The organism is Streptomyces sp. NPDC058796, assembly GCF_042745235.1.
GTDB lineage: Bacteria > Actinomycetota > Actinomycetes > Streptomycetales > Streptomycetaceae > Streptomyces.
Window position 1 is genome coordinate 639,098 of the sequence record NZ_JBHYOP010000003.1, and the last position, 15,472, is coordinate 654,569.

Annotated in this window: 13 protein-coding genes; 8 read left to right on the top strand and 5 right to left on the bottom strand. The window is 71.1% G+C overall.

The window, feature by feature from the left end:
• Positions 1 to 2 precede the first annotated feature (2 nt).
• The 6 genes from ACFW47_RS11655 to ACFW47_RS11680 all read left to right on the top strand — a co-directional run bounded on the left by ACFW47_RS11655 (position 3) and on the right by ACFW47_RS11680 (position 3,873).
• Positions 3 to 800 carry a type III pantothenate kinase gene (locus ACFW47_RS11655; RefSeq protein ID WP_217247883.1) on the top strand — a complete coding sequence of 266 codons (798 nt, stop codon included), beginning with the start codon at positions 3 to 5 and terminating at the stop codon, positions 798 to 800.
• Positions 801 to 1,303: 503 nt separating this feature from the next.
• The gene (locus ACFW47_RS11660) at positions 1,304 to 1,921 is read left to right on the top strand and encodes a hypothetical protein (RefSeq protein WP_386288400.1); all 618 of its coding nucleotides are present in this window, start codon (positions 1,304 to 1,306) and stop codon (positions 1,919 to 1,921) included.
• Between the two features lie 23 nt (positions 1,922 to 1,944).
• Positions 1,945 to 2,124 carry a hypothetical protein gene (locus ACFW47_RS11665; RefSeq protein ID WP_053134922.1) on the top strand — a complete coding sequence of 60 codons (180 nt, stop codon included), beginning with the start codon at positions 1,945 to 1,947 and terminating at the stop codon, positions 2,122 to 2,124.
• A gap of 168 nt (positions 2,125 to 2,292) precedes the next feature.
• Positions 2,293 to 2,727, top strand: a complete 435-nt coding sequence (locus tag ACFW47_RS11670; RefSeq protein ID WP_386288402.1) for a BlaI/MecI/CopY family transcriptional regulator — start codon at positions 2,293 to 2,295, stop codon at positions 2,725 to 2,727.
• Positions 2,728 to 2,737: 10 nt separating this feature from the next.
• Positions 2,738 to 3,247 (top strand): amino-acid N-acetyltransferase, encoded by a 510-nt coding sequence (locus ACFW47_RS11675; protein WP_217247885.1) that lies wholly within the window; start codon positions 2,738 to 2,740, stop codon positions 3,245 to 3,247.
• A 290-nt stretch (positions 3,248 to 3,537) separates the two neighbouring features.
• Positions 3,538 to 3,873: an Lsr2 family protein gene (locus tag ACFW47_RS11680; protein ID WP_043371913.1), complete on the top strand. Its 336-nt coding sequence runs from the start codon at positions 3,538 to 3,540 to the stop codon at positions 3,871 to 3,873.
• 20 nt (positions 3,874 to 3,893) lie between these two features.
• Here the strand turns inward: ACFW47_RS11680 and ACFW47_RS11685 are convergent, their stop codons facing one another.
• Positions 3,894 to 4,658, bottom strand: a complete 765-nt coding sequence (locus tag ACFW47_RS11685) for an SCO3374 family protein (protein ID WP_386288405.1) — start codon at positions 4,656 to 4,658, stop codon at positions 3,894 to 3,896.
• A gap of 430 nt (positions 4,659 to 5,088) precedes the next feature.
• Between ACFW47_RS11685 and ACFW47_RS11690 the strand changes: the two genes are divergently transcribed.
• Positions 5,089 to 7,614, top strand: a complete 2,526-nt coding sequence (locus tag ACFW47_RS11690; protein WP_386288407.1) for an ATP-dependent Clp protease ATP-binding subunit — start codon at positions 5,089 to 5,091, stop codon at positions 7,612 to 7,614.
• 73 nt (positions 7,615 to 7,687) lie between these two features.
• On the opposite strand, the gene ACFW47_RS11695 is transcribed toward ACFW47_RS11690, so the two are convergent.
• The 3 genes from ACFW47_RS11695 to ACFW47_RS11705 all read right to left on the bottom strand — a co-directional run bounded on the left by ACFW47_RS11695 (position 7,688) and on the right by ACFW47_RS11705 (position 13,714).
• Positions 7,688 to 8,380, bottom strand: coding sequence for an HAD family acid phosphatase (locus ACFW47_RS11695; RefSeq protein WP_386288408.1), 693 nt, complete (start codon positions 8,378 to 8,380; stop codon positions 7,688 to 7,690).
• Positions 8,381 to 8,554: 174 nt separating this feature from the next.
• A complete protein-coding gene (locus tag ACFW47_RS11700; RefSeq protein ID WP_386305639.1) occupies positions 8,555 to 11,119 on the bottom strand; it encodes an NACHT domain-containing protein in 2,565 nt (854 codons plus the stop codon).
• A 9-nt stretch (positions 11,120 to 11,128) separates the two neighbouring features.
• Entirely contained in the window at positions 11,129 to 13,714 is a 2,586-nt protein-coding gene (locus ACFW47_RS11705; RefSeq protein ID WP_386305640.1) for an NACHT domain-containing protein, read from the bottom strand.
• A 399-nt stretch (positions 13,715 to 14,113) separates the two neighbouring features.
• Between ACFW47_RS11705 and ACFW47_RS11710 the strand changes: the two genes are divergently transcribed.
• A complete protein-coding gene (locus tag ACFW47_RS11710) occupies positions 14,114 to 14,791 on the top strand; it encodes a M23 family metallopeptidase (RefSeq protein WP_386288414.1) in 678 nt (225 codons plus the stop codon).
• Positions 14,792 to 14,801: 10 nt separating this feature from the next.
• Here ACFW47_RS11710 and ACFW47_RS11715 read toward each other — a convergent pair whose 3' ends face one another.
• Positions 14,802 to 15,401: a TetR/AcrR family transcriptional regulator gene (locus tag ACFW47_RS11715; protein WP_386288416.1), complete on the bottom strand. Its 600-nt coding sequence runs from the start codon at positions 15,399 to 15,401 to the stop codon at positions 14,802 to 14,804.
• Positions 15,402 to 15,472: the final 71 nt, after the last annotated feature.

The window sequence follows — 15,472 nt, forward strand, 5'->3', positions numbered from 1 at the left end:
CCATGCTGCTGACGATCGACGTAGGCAACACGCACACCGTCCTGGGCCTCTTCGACGGCGAGGACATCGTCGAGCACTGGCGCATCTCCACGGACTCGCGCCGCACGGCCGACGAGCTCGCGGTCCTCCTCCAGGGCCTGATGGGCATGCACCCGCTCCTCGGCGACGAGCTGGGCGACGGCATCGACGGCATCGCCATCTGCGCGACGGTCCCCTCCGTCCTCCACGAACTCCGCGAGGTCACCCGCCGCTACTACGGCGACGTCCCCGCGGTCCTCGTCGAGCCGGGCGTCAAGACGGGCGTGCCCATCCTCACCGACCACCCCAAGGAGGTCGGTGCCGACCGCATCATCAACGCGGTGGCGGCCGTGGAGCTCTACGGAGGCCCGGCGATCGTCGTGGACTTCGGCACGGCGACGACCTTCGACGCGGTCAGCGCGCGCGGGGAGTACGTCGGCGGGGTCATCGCCCCCGGCATCGAGATCTCGGTGGAGGCACTCGGCGTCAAGGGCGCCCAGCTCCGCAAGATCGAGGTCGCCCGGCCGCGCAGCGTGATCGGCAAGAACACGGTCGAGGCGATGCAGTCCGGCATCGTCTACGGCTTCGCAGGCCAGGTCGACGGCGTCGTCAACCGCATGGCCCGCGAGCTGGCCGACGACCCCGACGACGTCACGGTCATCGCGACGGGCGGGCTGGCGCCGATGGTGCTGGGCGAGTCCTCGGTCATCGACGAACACGAGCCGTGGCTGACCCTGATGGGACTCCGCCTGGTGTACGAGCGGAACGTGTCCCGCCTGTAGCGGTGACGCGGGGCTCGGGCGGCGTAGGGCTCCGCGGACCGGGATTCGCAGGCCACCCGGCGCGGGTGTGGGCGCCGGGGTGGGTCGCGCGGCCCGGCGCTGCGGGGCCCTTCCCCACTCTCGGCTTCGCTCGAGGGGCGTGCCCGCAGCCGCGCACGCTGGCGCGGCGCCCGCCCGGCGGCGGCGCAGCCCGCGTGGTCGGTTGGCCGCGTACGGCGGGAAGGGGACGTGTCGGGGGGTGTCCGCCCGCAGCGGTTGGCGCGTCCGCGCCGTTCAGCCCCGTAGCCGACCGATTCCGCGCCGTTCCGACGACGGACACCCCCCCGGCGCGGCCCGGACCCACCACCGAACCAACCGCGCTACGCGCACCCCACCGAACCCGCACGGACCGCCGCAGGCACCCCACCCGCCCCACCGCCGGAGGCACCCGCAACCGAGTGGCCCCCACGCCACACCCCACCCACTTATGCCGAGTTTGTCTGATTAGCGCGTATCGTCACCACATGCCCACGCCCTACGGATCCCGCGGCGGCATGGCGTTCGGTGCTCAGGAGCTGCGTGTGCTCCGGCGCGCCCTCGCCCTCGCCCTCAAGCCCAGCCCCGTCTCGGCACAGGAGGCCCAGGACTGCCTCCACCTCGCAGAGTCGCTCGACGAGGCGATGCGGGAGAGCGCCAGGCTGCGTGCCTTCCTGGTGGCCGACCTCGCCCGGTACCGCGCCGCCCTCCCCGGCACCGCCACCGGCTACCTCGCCCTCCTGGAAGAGGCCCTGGCCGCCGGACACCGCCCGGACGCGGACGACCTGGCCGCGCTCGGCGCCCTGCGCGGCAACCCCGCCGCAGCCGCCCTCCTGGCCCGCTGCGCGCCCCCGGCCCCGCCCACCCCCAAGGTCACCCTCCCGGCCGCGCGCACGCGCACCGGCACCCGTCTCCTCCTCGCCCTCCCCGGCGGCCGGCAGTCCGACAAGAAGCCCGAGCAGGACCCGCCCCGCAAGCCCGCACAGCAGCCAGCCCCGAAGCCGGCCACCCCCAAACGCCCCGTCCCCACCCCGGGCGAGGTGTTCCCCCGCCGCAAGCCCGCCCCGCCCGAGCCCGAGTCCCGGCACCACCTCGCCGCCGGCTGAGGCGGCCTGGCTACCCTGGATCCATGGACTACGTCTCCGCGCTCCTGCCCCCGGCCGTCATGGCCGTGTTCTTCATCGGCGTGATCAGGGTGATCGTGAAGACCCAGGGCGGCGCCAACAAGGCCAAGGAGGACGCGGCCGTCGACGCCGCCCTCGCGCGAGCGGAGGGCGCCCGCCAGCCGTCCGCCCACCCCGAGGCCTGACCGGCGGCGCCACCCGGATCCGGCACCCCTCCTCCCACGGGCGTACGGCTCCCCGCATCCCCCTTCGCGGGAAGTCGTACGCCCTTTTCGCGCCCGTTTGCCACCGAACGCGCACGTCCGGCACGTTCCGGCACGCCATCACCCGGATCTCCCACTATCGTTCGAAGCGTGCCTCGCCCATTGGGAGAACTCGAAGACGCGGTCATGACGAGGGTGTGGAAGTGGAACCGCCCCGTGACCGTTCGAGAAGTCCTGGAAGATCTGCAACAGGAACGGTCCATCGCCTACACCACGGTGATGACCGTTTTGGACAATCTCCATCAGAAGGGCTGGGTGCGCCGCGAGTCGGAAGGCCGGGCCTATCGATATGAGGCGGTCTCCACCCGCGCCGCCTACGCCGCCGCGCTCATGAACGACGCATGGTCGCAGAGCGACAACCCCGCCGCCGCCCTCATCGCCTTCTTCGGCATGATGAGCGAGGAACAGCGCCAGGCGCTGAGAGACGCCATCCGCATCGTGCAGGGTCCGGATACCCCGCCCGATACCCGACCGGATACGCCCGCTCCCAACCCCGGTTCGGTACCGGACGCCGGTGAGCGATAGCGTCCCCCACATGCCAAAAGCCATCACCGTCCGGCGGGCCCGCACCAGCGATGTCCCGGACGTGCGCCGACTCCTCGACGCGTACGTTCGTGACCGCATCCTGCTCGACAAAGCGATGGTGACGCTTTACGAGAGCATCCAGGAGTTCTGGGTCGCGGAACGGGACGACAACGCCGAGGTGGTCGGCTGCGGCGCCCTGCATGTCATGTGGGAAGACCTCGCGGAAGTGCGGACTCTCGCGGTGAAGCCCGGTCTGAAGGGCTTCGGCGTCGGACACCGGTTGCTGGAGAAGTTGCTGGACACGGCGCGCTGGCTCGGTGTTCGCCGCGTTTTCTGCCTGACCTTCGAAGTGGACTTCTTCGGCAAGCACGGCTTCGTCGAGATCGGGGAGACGCCCGTGGACACGGATGTCTACGCGGAGCTGCTGCGTTCCTATGACGAGGGCGTTGCGGAGTTCCTGGGTCTCGAACGAGTGAAACCGAACACCCTGGGCAACAGCCGGATGCTTCTGCATCTGTGATCGCCGGGCAACCGACAGACTGCCCCGGGCTTCGACGGGCATCGACGGGCTTCGACGACCGCCCTTCGCCAGGTTTATTCCACCGATGCACCGTACGCGGGTTCCCTATGTCCGAAACGCGCATCTTTCCGTCCCGGGGTGGGCTACCGGTCTCCGCCGGGGGTTTGTGTTTTTCCGGCAAAAGCGGTTTGCTTTCCGACGTACTGCAGTACTGCATATAACAAGGGACGGCGATACGGCGGACGCCGGCGGACGTCCGGTCCCTCAAGTTATCGATGAAAGGAAATCCGGTGGCACAGAAGGTTCAGGTCCTTCTTGTCGACGACCTCGACGGTGGCGAGGCAGACGAGACCGTGACGTTCGCGCTGGACGGCAAGACGTACGAGATCGATCTCACCACCGCCAACGCGGACAAGCTCCGCGGTCTTCTCGAGCCTTACGTGAAGGGCGGGCGTCGCACCGGGGGCCGTGCTTCCGGCGGGCGCGGCAAGGCGCGTGCCTCTTCGGGCGGCAGCCAGGACACCGCGGCGATCCGCGCCTGGGCGAAGGAGAACGGCTACGAGGTCAACGACCGCGGCCGTGTCCCCGCGATCATCCGCGAGGCGTACGAGAAGGCCAACGGCTGATCACCCGGCCGCGCCGCACGTCACAGACCCAGTGCCCGAGGCGGCGAGAGCCGGACCCGGTGGCATTCCGTCGCCAGGGTGTGCACCAGCCGGGCGAGATCGGGGGCGGACCCGACGCCGCCCACGGCCGACAGCGTCGGCAGCGAGGCCTCGACCTCGCACCCCTGCTCCGGGGGCCGCAGCCAGACGGCGGCCCCCCGCCGGAGCCGGCCGTCGCGGTCCGGGGGACGCGGCGGCGGGAGCGCCGAACCGGAAGCCGGGGCAGGGGGCACACGGTCCAGGAGACCGTCCGCGCCGCCCTGACCGCCCGGGCAGCACTGGCCGATCACGCCGGCCACCGATCCCAGCGGCGCCTCGACCAGGCCACCTGCTCCGACCGCCGTCAGGTCGACCGGCAGGGACCCCCACTCCAGCCACTCCAGCAGCCCGGGCAGCTCGTCCGCACCGCCCGCGGCCACGAGGAGCAGCATCCGCTCACCCCGCAGGGCCACCGGGAACCCGGGCCGCCGCGGGCCGGTGCCACGGCGCCCGAGCCGTTCCAGCGCCGCGTGACCGGCCTTCGCCGGGACGTCCAGGACGTCGAAGCGGACTCCCGTGCGCAGCCGGACCGGCACTCCGGGGGCCGTCGGCCAGCCGAGCGCGCTCTCGTACCACCACCGCACCCGCTCCCAGGCGCCGGCCGCTTCGACCGGCCGGCGGGGTACGGGCACGCCGGGGGCGGCGGCGGGCACCGCGGACGCATCACGGACTGCCGGTACCGGTACCGAGGGCGGGACGCCAACCATGCCAAGTGCAACAGTCGAAAGAGCCCCCGAGTTACGCTGAGTGCCGACGTGTACGCACAGAGTGCTGGAAAGGGGGGCGTGCGGGGGTGCAGGGAGGCGCAAGGTTGTTCGCCCATAGCGGAGGGAACCGGTGCGCGCGGCATGGAGTGTCAGTCCCAGCGGGTAAGACATCCCTAGTGGGAGGGGGCGACGAGCGGATCGGGCCGCCTCACGTTCGCCATCGGCGTAGTGGCGAGTGGGGTAAGTGCCTGGCCTGCGGGAACATCGTCTCGCACCATCGGGTTGTGGCAGATGTCGGCGTCTGGGGTCAGGAGGCCATCGACGGTGTCGGCAGTTGGAATGAGCGGTCCCCGCTTGCGGGACTAAGCTGCGGAAGGACAGGGAGGGGAAGTTCCCCTTACTGCCTGACCGCTCTGAGGAGCGATTAACGATGTTCGAGAGGTTCACCGACCGCGCGCGGCGGGTTGTCGTCCTGGCTCAGGAAGAAGCCCGGATGCTCAACCACAACTACATCGGCACCGAGCACATCCTCCTGGGCCTGATCCACGAGGGTGAGGGTGTCGCCGCCAAGGCCCTTGAGAGCCTCGGGATTTCGCTCGAGGCGGTCCGCCAGCAGGTGGAGGAGATCATCGGGCAGGGCCAGCAGGCCCCGTCGGGTCACATCCCCTTCACCCCCCGTGCCAAGAAGGTCCTGGAGCTGTCGCTCCGCGAGGCCCTCCAGCTGGGTCACAACTACATCGGCACGGAGCACATTCTGCTCGGCCTGATCCGCGAGGGCGAGGGCGTCGCCGCCCAGGTCCTGGTCAAGCTGGGCGCTGATCTGAACCGGGTGCGGCAGCAGGTGATCCAGCTGCTCTCCGGTTACCAGGGCAAGGAGACCGCCACCGCCGGCGGTCCTGCGGAGGGCACGCCCTCCACGTCCCTGGTCCTCGACCAGTTCGGCCGGAACCTCACCCAGGCCGCTCGTGAGTCCAAGCTCGACCCGGTCATCGGGCGCGAGAAGGAGATCGAGCGGGTCATGCAGGTGCTGTCCCGCCGTACCAAGAACAACCCGGTGCTCATCGGTGAGCCCGGCGTCGGCAAGACCGCCGTCGTCGAGGGCCTGGCGCAGGCCATCGTCAAGGGGGAGGTGCCCGAGACCCTCAAGGACAAGCACCTCTACACCCTGGACCTCGGCGCGCTGGTCGCCGGCTCCCGCTACCGCGGTGACTTCGAGGAGCGCCTGAAGAAGGTGCTCAAGGAGATCCGCACCCGCGGCGACATCATCCTGTTCATCGACGAGCTGCACACGCTGGTCGGTGCGGGTGCCGCCGAGGGCGCCATCGACGCCGCGAGCATCCTGAAGCCGATGCTGGCCCGTGGTGAGCTGCAGACCATCGGTGCGACCACGCTGGACGAGTACCGCAAGCACCTGGAGAAGGACGCGGCCCTCGAGCGCCGCTTCCAGCCGATCCAGGTCGCGGAGCCGTCGCTGCCGCACACGATCGAGATCCTCAAGGGTCTCCGTGACCGGTACGAGGCGCACCACCGCGTCTCCATCACGGACGAGGCCCTGGTCCAGGCGGCCACGCTCGCCGACCGTTACATCTCGGACCGCTTCCTGCCGGACAAGGCGATCGACCTGATCGACGAGGCCGGTTCGCGGATGCGCATCCGCCGGATGACCGCGCCGCCGGACCTGCGCGAGTTCGACGAGAAGATCGCCGGCGTGCGCCGCGACAAGGAGTCCGCGATCGACTCGCAGGACTTCGAGAAGGCCGCCTCCCTCCGCGACAAGGAGAAGCAGCTCCTGGCCGCCAAGGCCAAGCGGGAGAAGGAGTGGAAGGCCGGCGACATGGACGTCGTCGCCGAGGTCGACGGCGAGCTGATCGCCGAGGTCCTCGCGACCGCCACCGGCATCCCGGTCTTCAAGCTCACGGAGGAGGAGTCGTCCCGCCTGCTGCGCATGGAGGACGAGCTCCACAAGCGGGTCATCGGCCAGGTCGACGCCGTCAAGGCGCTGTCGAAGGCTATCCGCCGTACGCGTGCCGGTCTGAAGGACCCGAAGCGCCCCGGCGGCTCGTTCATCTTCGCCGGCCCGTCCGGTGTCGGTAAGACCGAGCTGTCCAAGGCCCTCGCCGAGTTCCTCTTCGGTGACGAGGACGCGCTGATCTCCCTCGACATGTCGGAGTTCAGCGAGAAGCACACGGTGTCGCGTCTCTTCGGATCGCCCCCCGGCTACGTGGGCTACGAAGAGGGCGGCCAGCTGACCGAGAAGGTCCGCCGCAAGCCGTTCTCCGTCGTCCTCTTCGACGAGGTCGAGAAGGCCCACCCGGACATCTTCAACTCGCTGCTGCAGATCCTGGAGGACGGTCGCCTGACCGACTCCCAGGGCCGGGTCGTGGACTTCAAGAACACGGTCATCATCATGACGACCAACCTCGGCACCCGGGACATCTCCAAGGGCTTCAACCTCGGCTTCGCCGCCGCGGGTGACACGAAGACCAACTACGAGCGCATGAAGAACAAGGTCCAGGACGAGCTCAAGCAGCACTTCCGGCCCGAGTTCCTCAACCGCGTCGACGACGTGGTCGTCTTCCCGCAGCTCAGCCAGGACGACATCCTGCGGATCGTCGACCTGATGATCCAGAAGGTGGACGAGCGCCTCAAGGACCGGGACATGGGCATCGAGCTCTCCCAGTCCGCCAAGGAGCTGCTGTCCCAGAAGGGCTACGACCCGGTGCTGGGCGCGCGTCCGCTGCGCCGCACGATCCAGCGCGAGGTCGAGGACACGCTGTCGGAGAAGATCCTCTTCGGCGAGCTGCGCCCCGGCCACATCGTGGTCGTGGACACCGAGGGCGAGGGCGACGCCAAGACCTTCACCTTCCGGGGTGAGGAGAAGTCGGCGCTCCCCGACGTCCCGCCGATCGAGCAGGCGGCCGGCGGTGCCGGTCCGAACCTGAGCAAGGAGGCGTAGCCCTCCGGGGTGAGCCCGAAAAGGGGCTGCTCCGGGACTTCGGTCCCGGAGCAGCCCCTTTTCGCATCAGGAATCAGGACAGCTGGCCGCCGTAGTCCGGGAGCTTGAACGTCTTCTCGGCGTGGCCTCCGGACAGGTCGGTGGCGCTGTTGCCGATGTTCGCGATGATCGTGTAGCCCTTGGACTCGATCTTGGCGCGCTGTTCCGTCTTGTACTCGGCGACGTCCCGGAACAGGTCGAGGAAGCCGCGGACGTACAGTCCGGAGGACTCGTAGCCGGCGTGGTCCAGATTCCACTCGGTGGGCGCCTCGATGATGCCCGGGCGGGCGGTCACGAAGAACAGGGCGACGCCCCGCTCCTGGGCGTACTGGGCGGCCTCCAGCACCGGCCGGTTGGCGGGCTGCGGGTAGCTGAAGCCGAAGTCGGTCTCCAGCGAGGTGTTGTCGATGTCGAGGACGATCGCCTGCTTCTCGCCGGGCGCGGCGTCGGCGATGCGCTCCTTCAGATAGGGCAGCGCCTGGTCCATCACGGCCCGGCAGTCCCGCTGCCAGGTGTCGTAGTCGACGTCGGCCGCCGCTGCGGCGACCGTGGTGGCGGCCGGCTGCTCGGCGGGGGTGCTGACGCCGGGAGCGGCGACGGCGGGCGTGACCGTCACCGAGAGGGCCGCCGCGGTGACGGCGGCGGCGCCGACGGCGCGCTTCCACGTACGCCGAGCCTGGCCGGTCTCCGTGGCGGCCTGTCTGGTCTGTCCGTTCTGTTCGGTCATGGGGGGTTGGGTCCTCTCATGCCTGCGCGGATGCCTGACGGCACCAAGTTGTCGCGTGCATGTTCGCCCCAACAAGTGGCGGGACGGCAACGATTGGGTTACTGATCAGTAGTCGGCGGCCTGCCGAGCCCCGTCAGGCCGCGATCCCCCCCGTCAGGCCGCGATCCCCCCCCGTCAGGCCGTGATCTCCACCCCGTCCGGCACGTTCCGCACCCGCGGCAGCCGCGGGTTGACCCGCAGCACCCGCAGCCGGGGGAAGCCGGACAGCCAGGAGAGGTCCGTGTCGGGCAGCTCCGCGTTGAGCCAGAGGTGGGTCAGCTGGTCCGGTATCAGCCCCGCCAGCAGTTCCTCGGCCCGCATCACCCCGGCCACCTGGATGCGGGGACGCCCCCCGAGCCCGCGCAGCGCCGTCAGCTCGGCGGCGTCGGAGACCGGGAAGTAGAGGCCGTCGGGGGCCAGGTGGGCGATGATCTCGTCGGCGTACCGCTCGGTGTCGAAGTGCCGCCAGCCCCGCGCGAGTTCGGCGCGGACCGGCAGGGCGGACCGGGAGCGCAGCCGGGCCAGGTAGTCGACGGCGGCGTCGTCCTGTACGCGGGTCGCGGTGATGGCGAGCAGCAGTGCCTGCCGGTCGTCGGGGACCTGCCCCGGGTCCGGCAGCAGCTCCAGGACGATGGGGCCGACCCAGCCGAGGCCCCGGGCGGCGAGCTCCGTCGTCGGGCGCACCAGGTTCTTCGTCCGTTCGTGCACCAAATGCTGCACGGCCGGGTCGAGTTCGGTGACGTGCTCCAGGCAGGCCGCGGCCATCAGCCGGCGGTGGTTGACCTGCGGGCGGCGCAGTCCGGGCGCGGCGGCGAGCAGCCGGTCCAGGAAGTGCGCGCACTCCTCGGGGCGGGCGTGGGCGGCGGCCATCCGGATGACCTCCTCCCACTCGGGCTGGTGGGCGTGGTCGACCAGGGTGGGGAAGCGGCCCCGCGCCACGATCTCCTTCGCGGCCAGATAGTCCTGGAAGGTGCGGTGGACGAAGTCGACGGACTCGCCCGACCGCTCCCGCAACAGCCCGGTGCGGTGCAGCAGATGGTCGAAGATCTTCGAGCCGTCACCCTGCGCGCGGGCGGCCGGCATGGCGGGCAGCGCGGCGTCCAGGATGCCGACCGCCCGCTCCCGGGTCAGCTCGGAGGCGTCCTCCTCCAGCATGGCGTGGGCCAGCTTCTGCAACAGCCGTTCCCTGGTGCTCTGCTGGAGCCGCACGTCATCGGCGTACAGCACGTCCCGCTCTGGGTCGCGGCGCTGGAGCAGCATCTCCAGGGCGGCGTCGTACAACTCCTTGCGGCCGCTGGGCAGGGAGCCGGACCGGTCACGGTTCAGGGCGCATATCAGGCCGCACATCAGGGGGTTGGTGGCGAGCTGGCGCAGCTCGCGGTAGATGCGTACGGAGTGCAGGAGGCGCTGCTCGTACTCGTCCAGGGCGCCGCGCTCCCGCGGCCCGCGCGACCGGCTCTGCTCGTCGAGGCGGGCCGCCGAGTGCCAGTCGCGGATGAACCGTGTCACCTGCTCCCGCGACATGGGCGCGAGCGACAGCTCGACGAAGTCCTCCTCGGCCAGCCCGCCCCCCGAAAGCCAGCCGTCGGACACGGCGGACGGCCGGGAGGTGACCAGGCAGCCGTTGCCGGAGAAGACCCGCAGCAGCCGCCGCAGCCGGTCGCGCAGCTCGCCGCGTGTCTTCTCGGGGGCTTCGTCGATGCCGTCGACCAGCAGCAGCGCCCGGCCCGCGAGCAGCGTGCGCACCACCCAGCCCTCCGGCGCCCGGTCGGCGAGCGGGTGCCGGACCGCGTGCAGGAAATCGTCCGGCGCGGGGAAGCCCTCCCGGGCGAACCGGCGCACGGGGAGCACGAAGGGGACCCGGGAGCCCTCCCGGGCCGCGGCCACCGCCAGCCACTGCACCAGCGTCGTCTTGCCCGAACCGGCGCCGCCCCGCAGCAGCACCCGCTCGTGGTCCTCCAGGGCGCGGTCGGCCAGCAGCACGGTGCGCTGCTCGTCGCCCACGCCGCCGCTGCGCTCCTCCGCCTCCAGGCTCAGGTACGTCTCCTCCAGCGGCCAACGGTCGGGCGCGTTGGGGAAGTCCACGCCGACGATGGTCAGCCAGCCGTGCCGCCGGGCCACCCACCGCGCGTACTCGGCCTCGAAGGCGATGTCCTCGGCGGAGCGTTCGGGCTGCCGGGCCGCGGCTTCCGCGTCGCCGAGGTCGACCAGCTGGGCGATCCGGCTCGCCCGGCTCGGCAACTGCCGCTGGAGATGCGGCGAGCGGTCCACCAGGTGGTGCAGCACGTGCAGGCACACGGAGACCAGCAGCGCGTCGTGGAACCAGGCGGCGTCCGGTGACAGTCCCCGGTCCGCGCCCTGCACCGCGCCCCGCAGGCGCCGCGCGTAGCCCTGTGGCCCGAGCCGCACGGCGTCGGCGTCGGTGACGTCCACCTCGGCGATGGCGAGCAGAGTGCGGGCCAGGACGTCGACGACGGCGGCCAGTTCGGCGGCGGGCGCGGTGTGCCGCTCGGCGGCGAGGTGGACGAGGTCGGCGGCGGTGCGGTGGACGTCGTCCGGGGTGGCCGACGCCTCCCGGCCGTGCCAGGTGACGAGGCCGGGGACCGGTTCGGAGAACACGGGCGGCCGGGCCGGGGCGCGGAAGAGTCTGCGGACGAGGGGCGCGGCGAGCTGGGAGGGCGTGCGGACGGCGGAATCCATGGATACGGCTTACCCCTGGGGCCGGGAGGACGACTCGTGCGCGGTGATCTGGACCTTCACGCCTCGCGGCACCTGCCGGGCCACGGCAGGGTCCGTGTCCGACAGCACGGTGACGGTGCGCAGGCCCGGGAAGGCCGAGAGCCAGGCCAGCCCCTCCACCGGATGGGTCGCGTCCAGCGTCAGGTGGAGGAGCCGGTCGGCGACGATCAGTTCGGTCAGGTCCTCGACCCGGTAGGCGCCCCGGACGCGGATGTGTTCCCAGCCGCCGAGCGAGCGCAGGGTGCGCAGGTCCTCGACCGTGGACACGCCGACGGCCCACTGCCGGGGCAGGTGGGCGAGGACCTCGCGGGCGTACCGTTCCCGGTCGAACGTGTGCCAGGCGGCGGCGAGGGACTGCTGCACGCCGGAACTGCGGTGGTCCCGGAAGCGGCACAGGAACTGCAGCGCGGCCTCGCTGCCCACGCCGACGGCGGTCTCCACCACGCGGGCCGCCAGGCCGAGGTCGGTCTCTTCCGGTCCCGGCAGCAGGCCCAGCACCAGGTCGCCCCCGGCGCGCGCCAGTTCCCGCGCCGCGTCGAAGGTCTTCGGCGGCACGTGCGCGAGCAGCCCGGCCTCGACCCGCTCGCGCACCCCCGGGTCGACTTCCGCCACGTACTGGAGCCCGGCGGCCGCCAGCAGACTGCCGCGCGCGTGAGGCAGCTCCGTCAGCCGGCTCAGCACGTACTCCGCCTCCCTGGGCCGGGCGTGCGCGAGGGCGAGCAGGACGACGTCCTCCCAGTCGTCCATCTCCGCGTGGTTGACCAGCAGGTCGAAATCCATCTCCTGCACGGCCAGCCGGGCACCCAGATAGTCCCGGAACGTGCGGTGCAGGAAGTCCACCCGTGCCTCGGCGGGCTCGCGGAGCAGTCCGGAGCGCAGCAGCAGCGCGCGGTAGACGTCCTCCTCGCCGGTGTCCGCGAGGCCCAGCGCGGGCAGCGCACGGCCGATGAGCTGCAGGGTCTCGGTCCGGTCCATCTCCTGGCGGCCGTTGCGGATCAGCCACCACGCCAGCTTCTGCAGCAGCTGCACCTGGGTCGCGTACGGCAGTCGCGGCCCCTCGGGCCCGGGCAGTTCGCGCTCCCGGTCGCGGCGCTCCAGGAGCATGGTCAGGGCGGCCTCGTACAGGGACTTGCGGTCCTGCGGCAGGAAGCCGCGGCGATCGCGGTGCAGGGCGCACAGCATGCCGCACATCAGCGGGTTGGTGGCCAGCCGGTTCAGCTCGGAGGTGCTCCGCACGGACCTCAGCAGTGACTCGCCGACCGACTCCGCCGCGCCGGCCGCGCGGTGCCAGCGCCGTACGAAGGTGGCGACGTCGTCCTGGGACATCCGGGCGAGGGTGTGCTCGCCGAAGCCCTCGGCGGCCAGCCAGTCGTCCGGCACGGCCGACGGGCGTGAGGTGACCAGCCACAGGTTCCCGGGGAAGGCCCGCACCAGCTCGCGCAGCCAGCGCCGGGCGGCGGCGCGGCGGTCGCCGGCGATCTCGTCGATGCCGTCCACCAGCAGCATGCCGCGCCGGGCCCGCAGGACGCGCTCGGCCCACCCCGGCGGCTGCTCCCCGGCCACGGGGGCGCCCACAGCCCGCAGGAAGTCGCCGGGAAAGGGCAGCTCCGCCCCCGGCCCGACGATCCGGCGCATCGGCAGCACGAAGGGCACCCGCCCGAGGAGGTGGGTCAGCCCGTGGTCGTAGGCGCGGCTCGCCGCCGTCACCGCGAGCCACTGCACGAGGGTCGTCTTGCCGGAGCCGGCGGCGCCGCGGAGGAAGACCTGCTCCTGGCCGGCCAGTACCTGCTCGGCGGCCACGGTCAGGTGGTCCGTGTCCCGTCGGCCGTCCCGCCCCGCGTGCGGCCGGGTCGCCTCCAGGCTCAGGTACGCCGTGTCCAGCGGCCACTCCCGGGTCCCGGCGTCCAGCCCGTAGATGGTGAGGGTGCCGTAGCGGGCGGCGATGTGGTCCGCGTAGCGCTCCTCGAATCCGGCGTCCTCGGCCGACCGGGACGGCAGCCGTTCCAGCAGCACGTCGACGGCCCGGACCAGCCGGGCCAGCTGCTGCGTCTGGACGGTCTGCTGGCGGGCCACGTAGGTGGAGCGCTGGGTCAGGAAGTTCAGGATGTGCAGCGCCGCGGTGTGCAGCAGCCGCTCGTACAGGAGCGTCCCGCCCTCGCCCAGGCCGTACGGGGCGAGCGGCACGCCCGTGCGCAGCTCGCGGGCGAAGCGCTCCGGGCCGAGTCCGACGGCCTCGTAGTCCTCGATGGTGATCTCGCCGAGCCGGGCGAGGGTGTGTGCCAGGGCGTCCTGGACGGCGCGGGCCTCGTCGGCGTCGATGGGCGGCTCGCCGGGACCGGCCGCCCGCAGCGCCCGCCGGACCAGCTCCCCGGCGACCTTGTCGACGTCTTCGGGCGTGACGCTGCGCTTCTCGCTCCGGAAGGACACCAGCGCCGATATCCGCACCGGCCGGTCGACGAGCCCGGCCCCGGGGCCGTCCCGGACGAAGAGCCTGCGGACGAGCGGAACGACCGCGCTGGACGCGACACGGGCCCCGAGTGCTGTGACGTCGACCATGTTCCGAGCCTAGGTGAACCGCCTTGTGCGGTGGGCGGGTTAAGGGTGACGGGAGTAGCCCGGGTCACATTCGAGGGAGCATCGAGGACCGCCGCCGGTGATGTGCCGCACAGGGGTTTTGGGGCGTACTACGAGGAATAGTGGATGCCTCAAGAACTACGAAAACGGACATATCTCCGCGAAGGGATGGCCGCCTTGCGGGCCTCTGGCCTGGTTTTGTCCGGAATGGGAGTTGTGTCAAGAGGTGGGAAGTATCGTGCTGAAGTACTACATGGGGTCGTAGGTCACACCTTTGTGCGCTTTGGGGTGGTCGGGTTACCAAGGTTGAGCCCGCCCGGTGAGCGCCTCGAGCGTCCCGCCGGAGGGGCTTTCCTCTGTTCCCGTCCCCATGAGGTTCGAATGTTCCCGCGTGTCACGTCCCGTTCTTCCCGTACGACCCTCCGCACTCGCGCCGCGGTGATGGCCGCCGGCCTCGGAGCCTCGGTCGCACTGGGAGCCGGGGTCGCGGCCGCCACCGGCACCACGGCGGCTTCCAGCACCTCCACCGCGGCTAGCGCCGTCGAGGCCCAGGCCGCGGCGCAGGCCAAGGCGGCGAAGGCCGAGAAGGCCGCCGCCAAGACCGCCGCCGCCAAGAAGACGGCCACCAAGAAGAAGGCCGCCTCCTGGGTCGACCCGGTGAAGAACTACAAGCTCACCGCCAGTTTCGCCCAGAACGGCGGCATGTGGGCCAGCAAGCACAGCGGCCAGGACTTCGCCGTGCCGATCGGCACCAACGTCGTCGCCACCCACGGCGGCACCGTCGTCAAGGCCGGCGGCAACGGCGCCGGCGACGGCCCCGCCTACGGCAACGCGATCGTGATCAAGCACGGCAACGGCACGTACTCCCAGTACGCGCACTTGTCCAAGATCAACGTGAAGGCCGGCCAGATCGTGAAGACCGGTCAGTCCATCGCCAAGTCGGGCAACACCGGTAACTCCAGCGGCCCGCACCTGCACTTCGAGATCCGTACGACCCCGAACTACGGCTCGGCCGTGGACCCGGTCTCCTTCCTGCGCTCCAAGGGCGTGACGGTCTGAGGACCAGGGGTTACGTACCCGTAGTGCCCCGGTGCGCCTGAGTCACCAGATCGGTGGCGACCTCGAGGACGGCCGCGCGCTTGTCCTCGGGGTCGCCCGCCAGGTCGTTCAGGACGAACATCCCGGCGTGCAGCGTGAAGAGCGCACTCACACAGCGGACCTGGTCGGCCAGGTCCGCTTCGGGGTCTATCAGGATGTCCCGCAGGCCGAGCATGCGGGTCTTGAACATCTCGCCGATGCGCAGGTCCCGCACGGTCGCCTGGTTCTCCTGCATGAAGCGGAAGAGCGGGCCCGCGGCCGCCAGCGCGTCACTGTAACGGCGGATGATCTCCTGCTTCGTCTCCAGGGTGTGCGGCTGCTCCCGCCCCCACTCGATCAGGTCCTCCACCGGCCGGACCAGACCCTCGAAGATGCTGACCAGGATCTCTTCCTTGGTCTTGAAGTGGTAGTAGAGCGCCGCCTTGGTGACGTCCAGCCGCTCGGCGATCTCGCGCAGCGAGGTCTTCTCGTACCCCTGCTCGGCGAAGAGTGCGAGCGCCACGTCCTGGATGCGCCGGCGGGTGTCCCCGCGGCGCCGCTGCTGCTTGGTGCTGTCCATCGTGCCGCCCATCCTCCTACGCACCTCCCGCTCCGCGCACTTTCCGAAAAACTTACTTGACGCCCGGCTAGTTACGCCTCTAC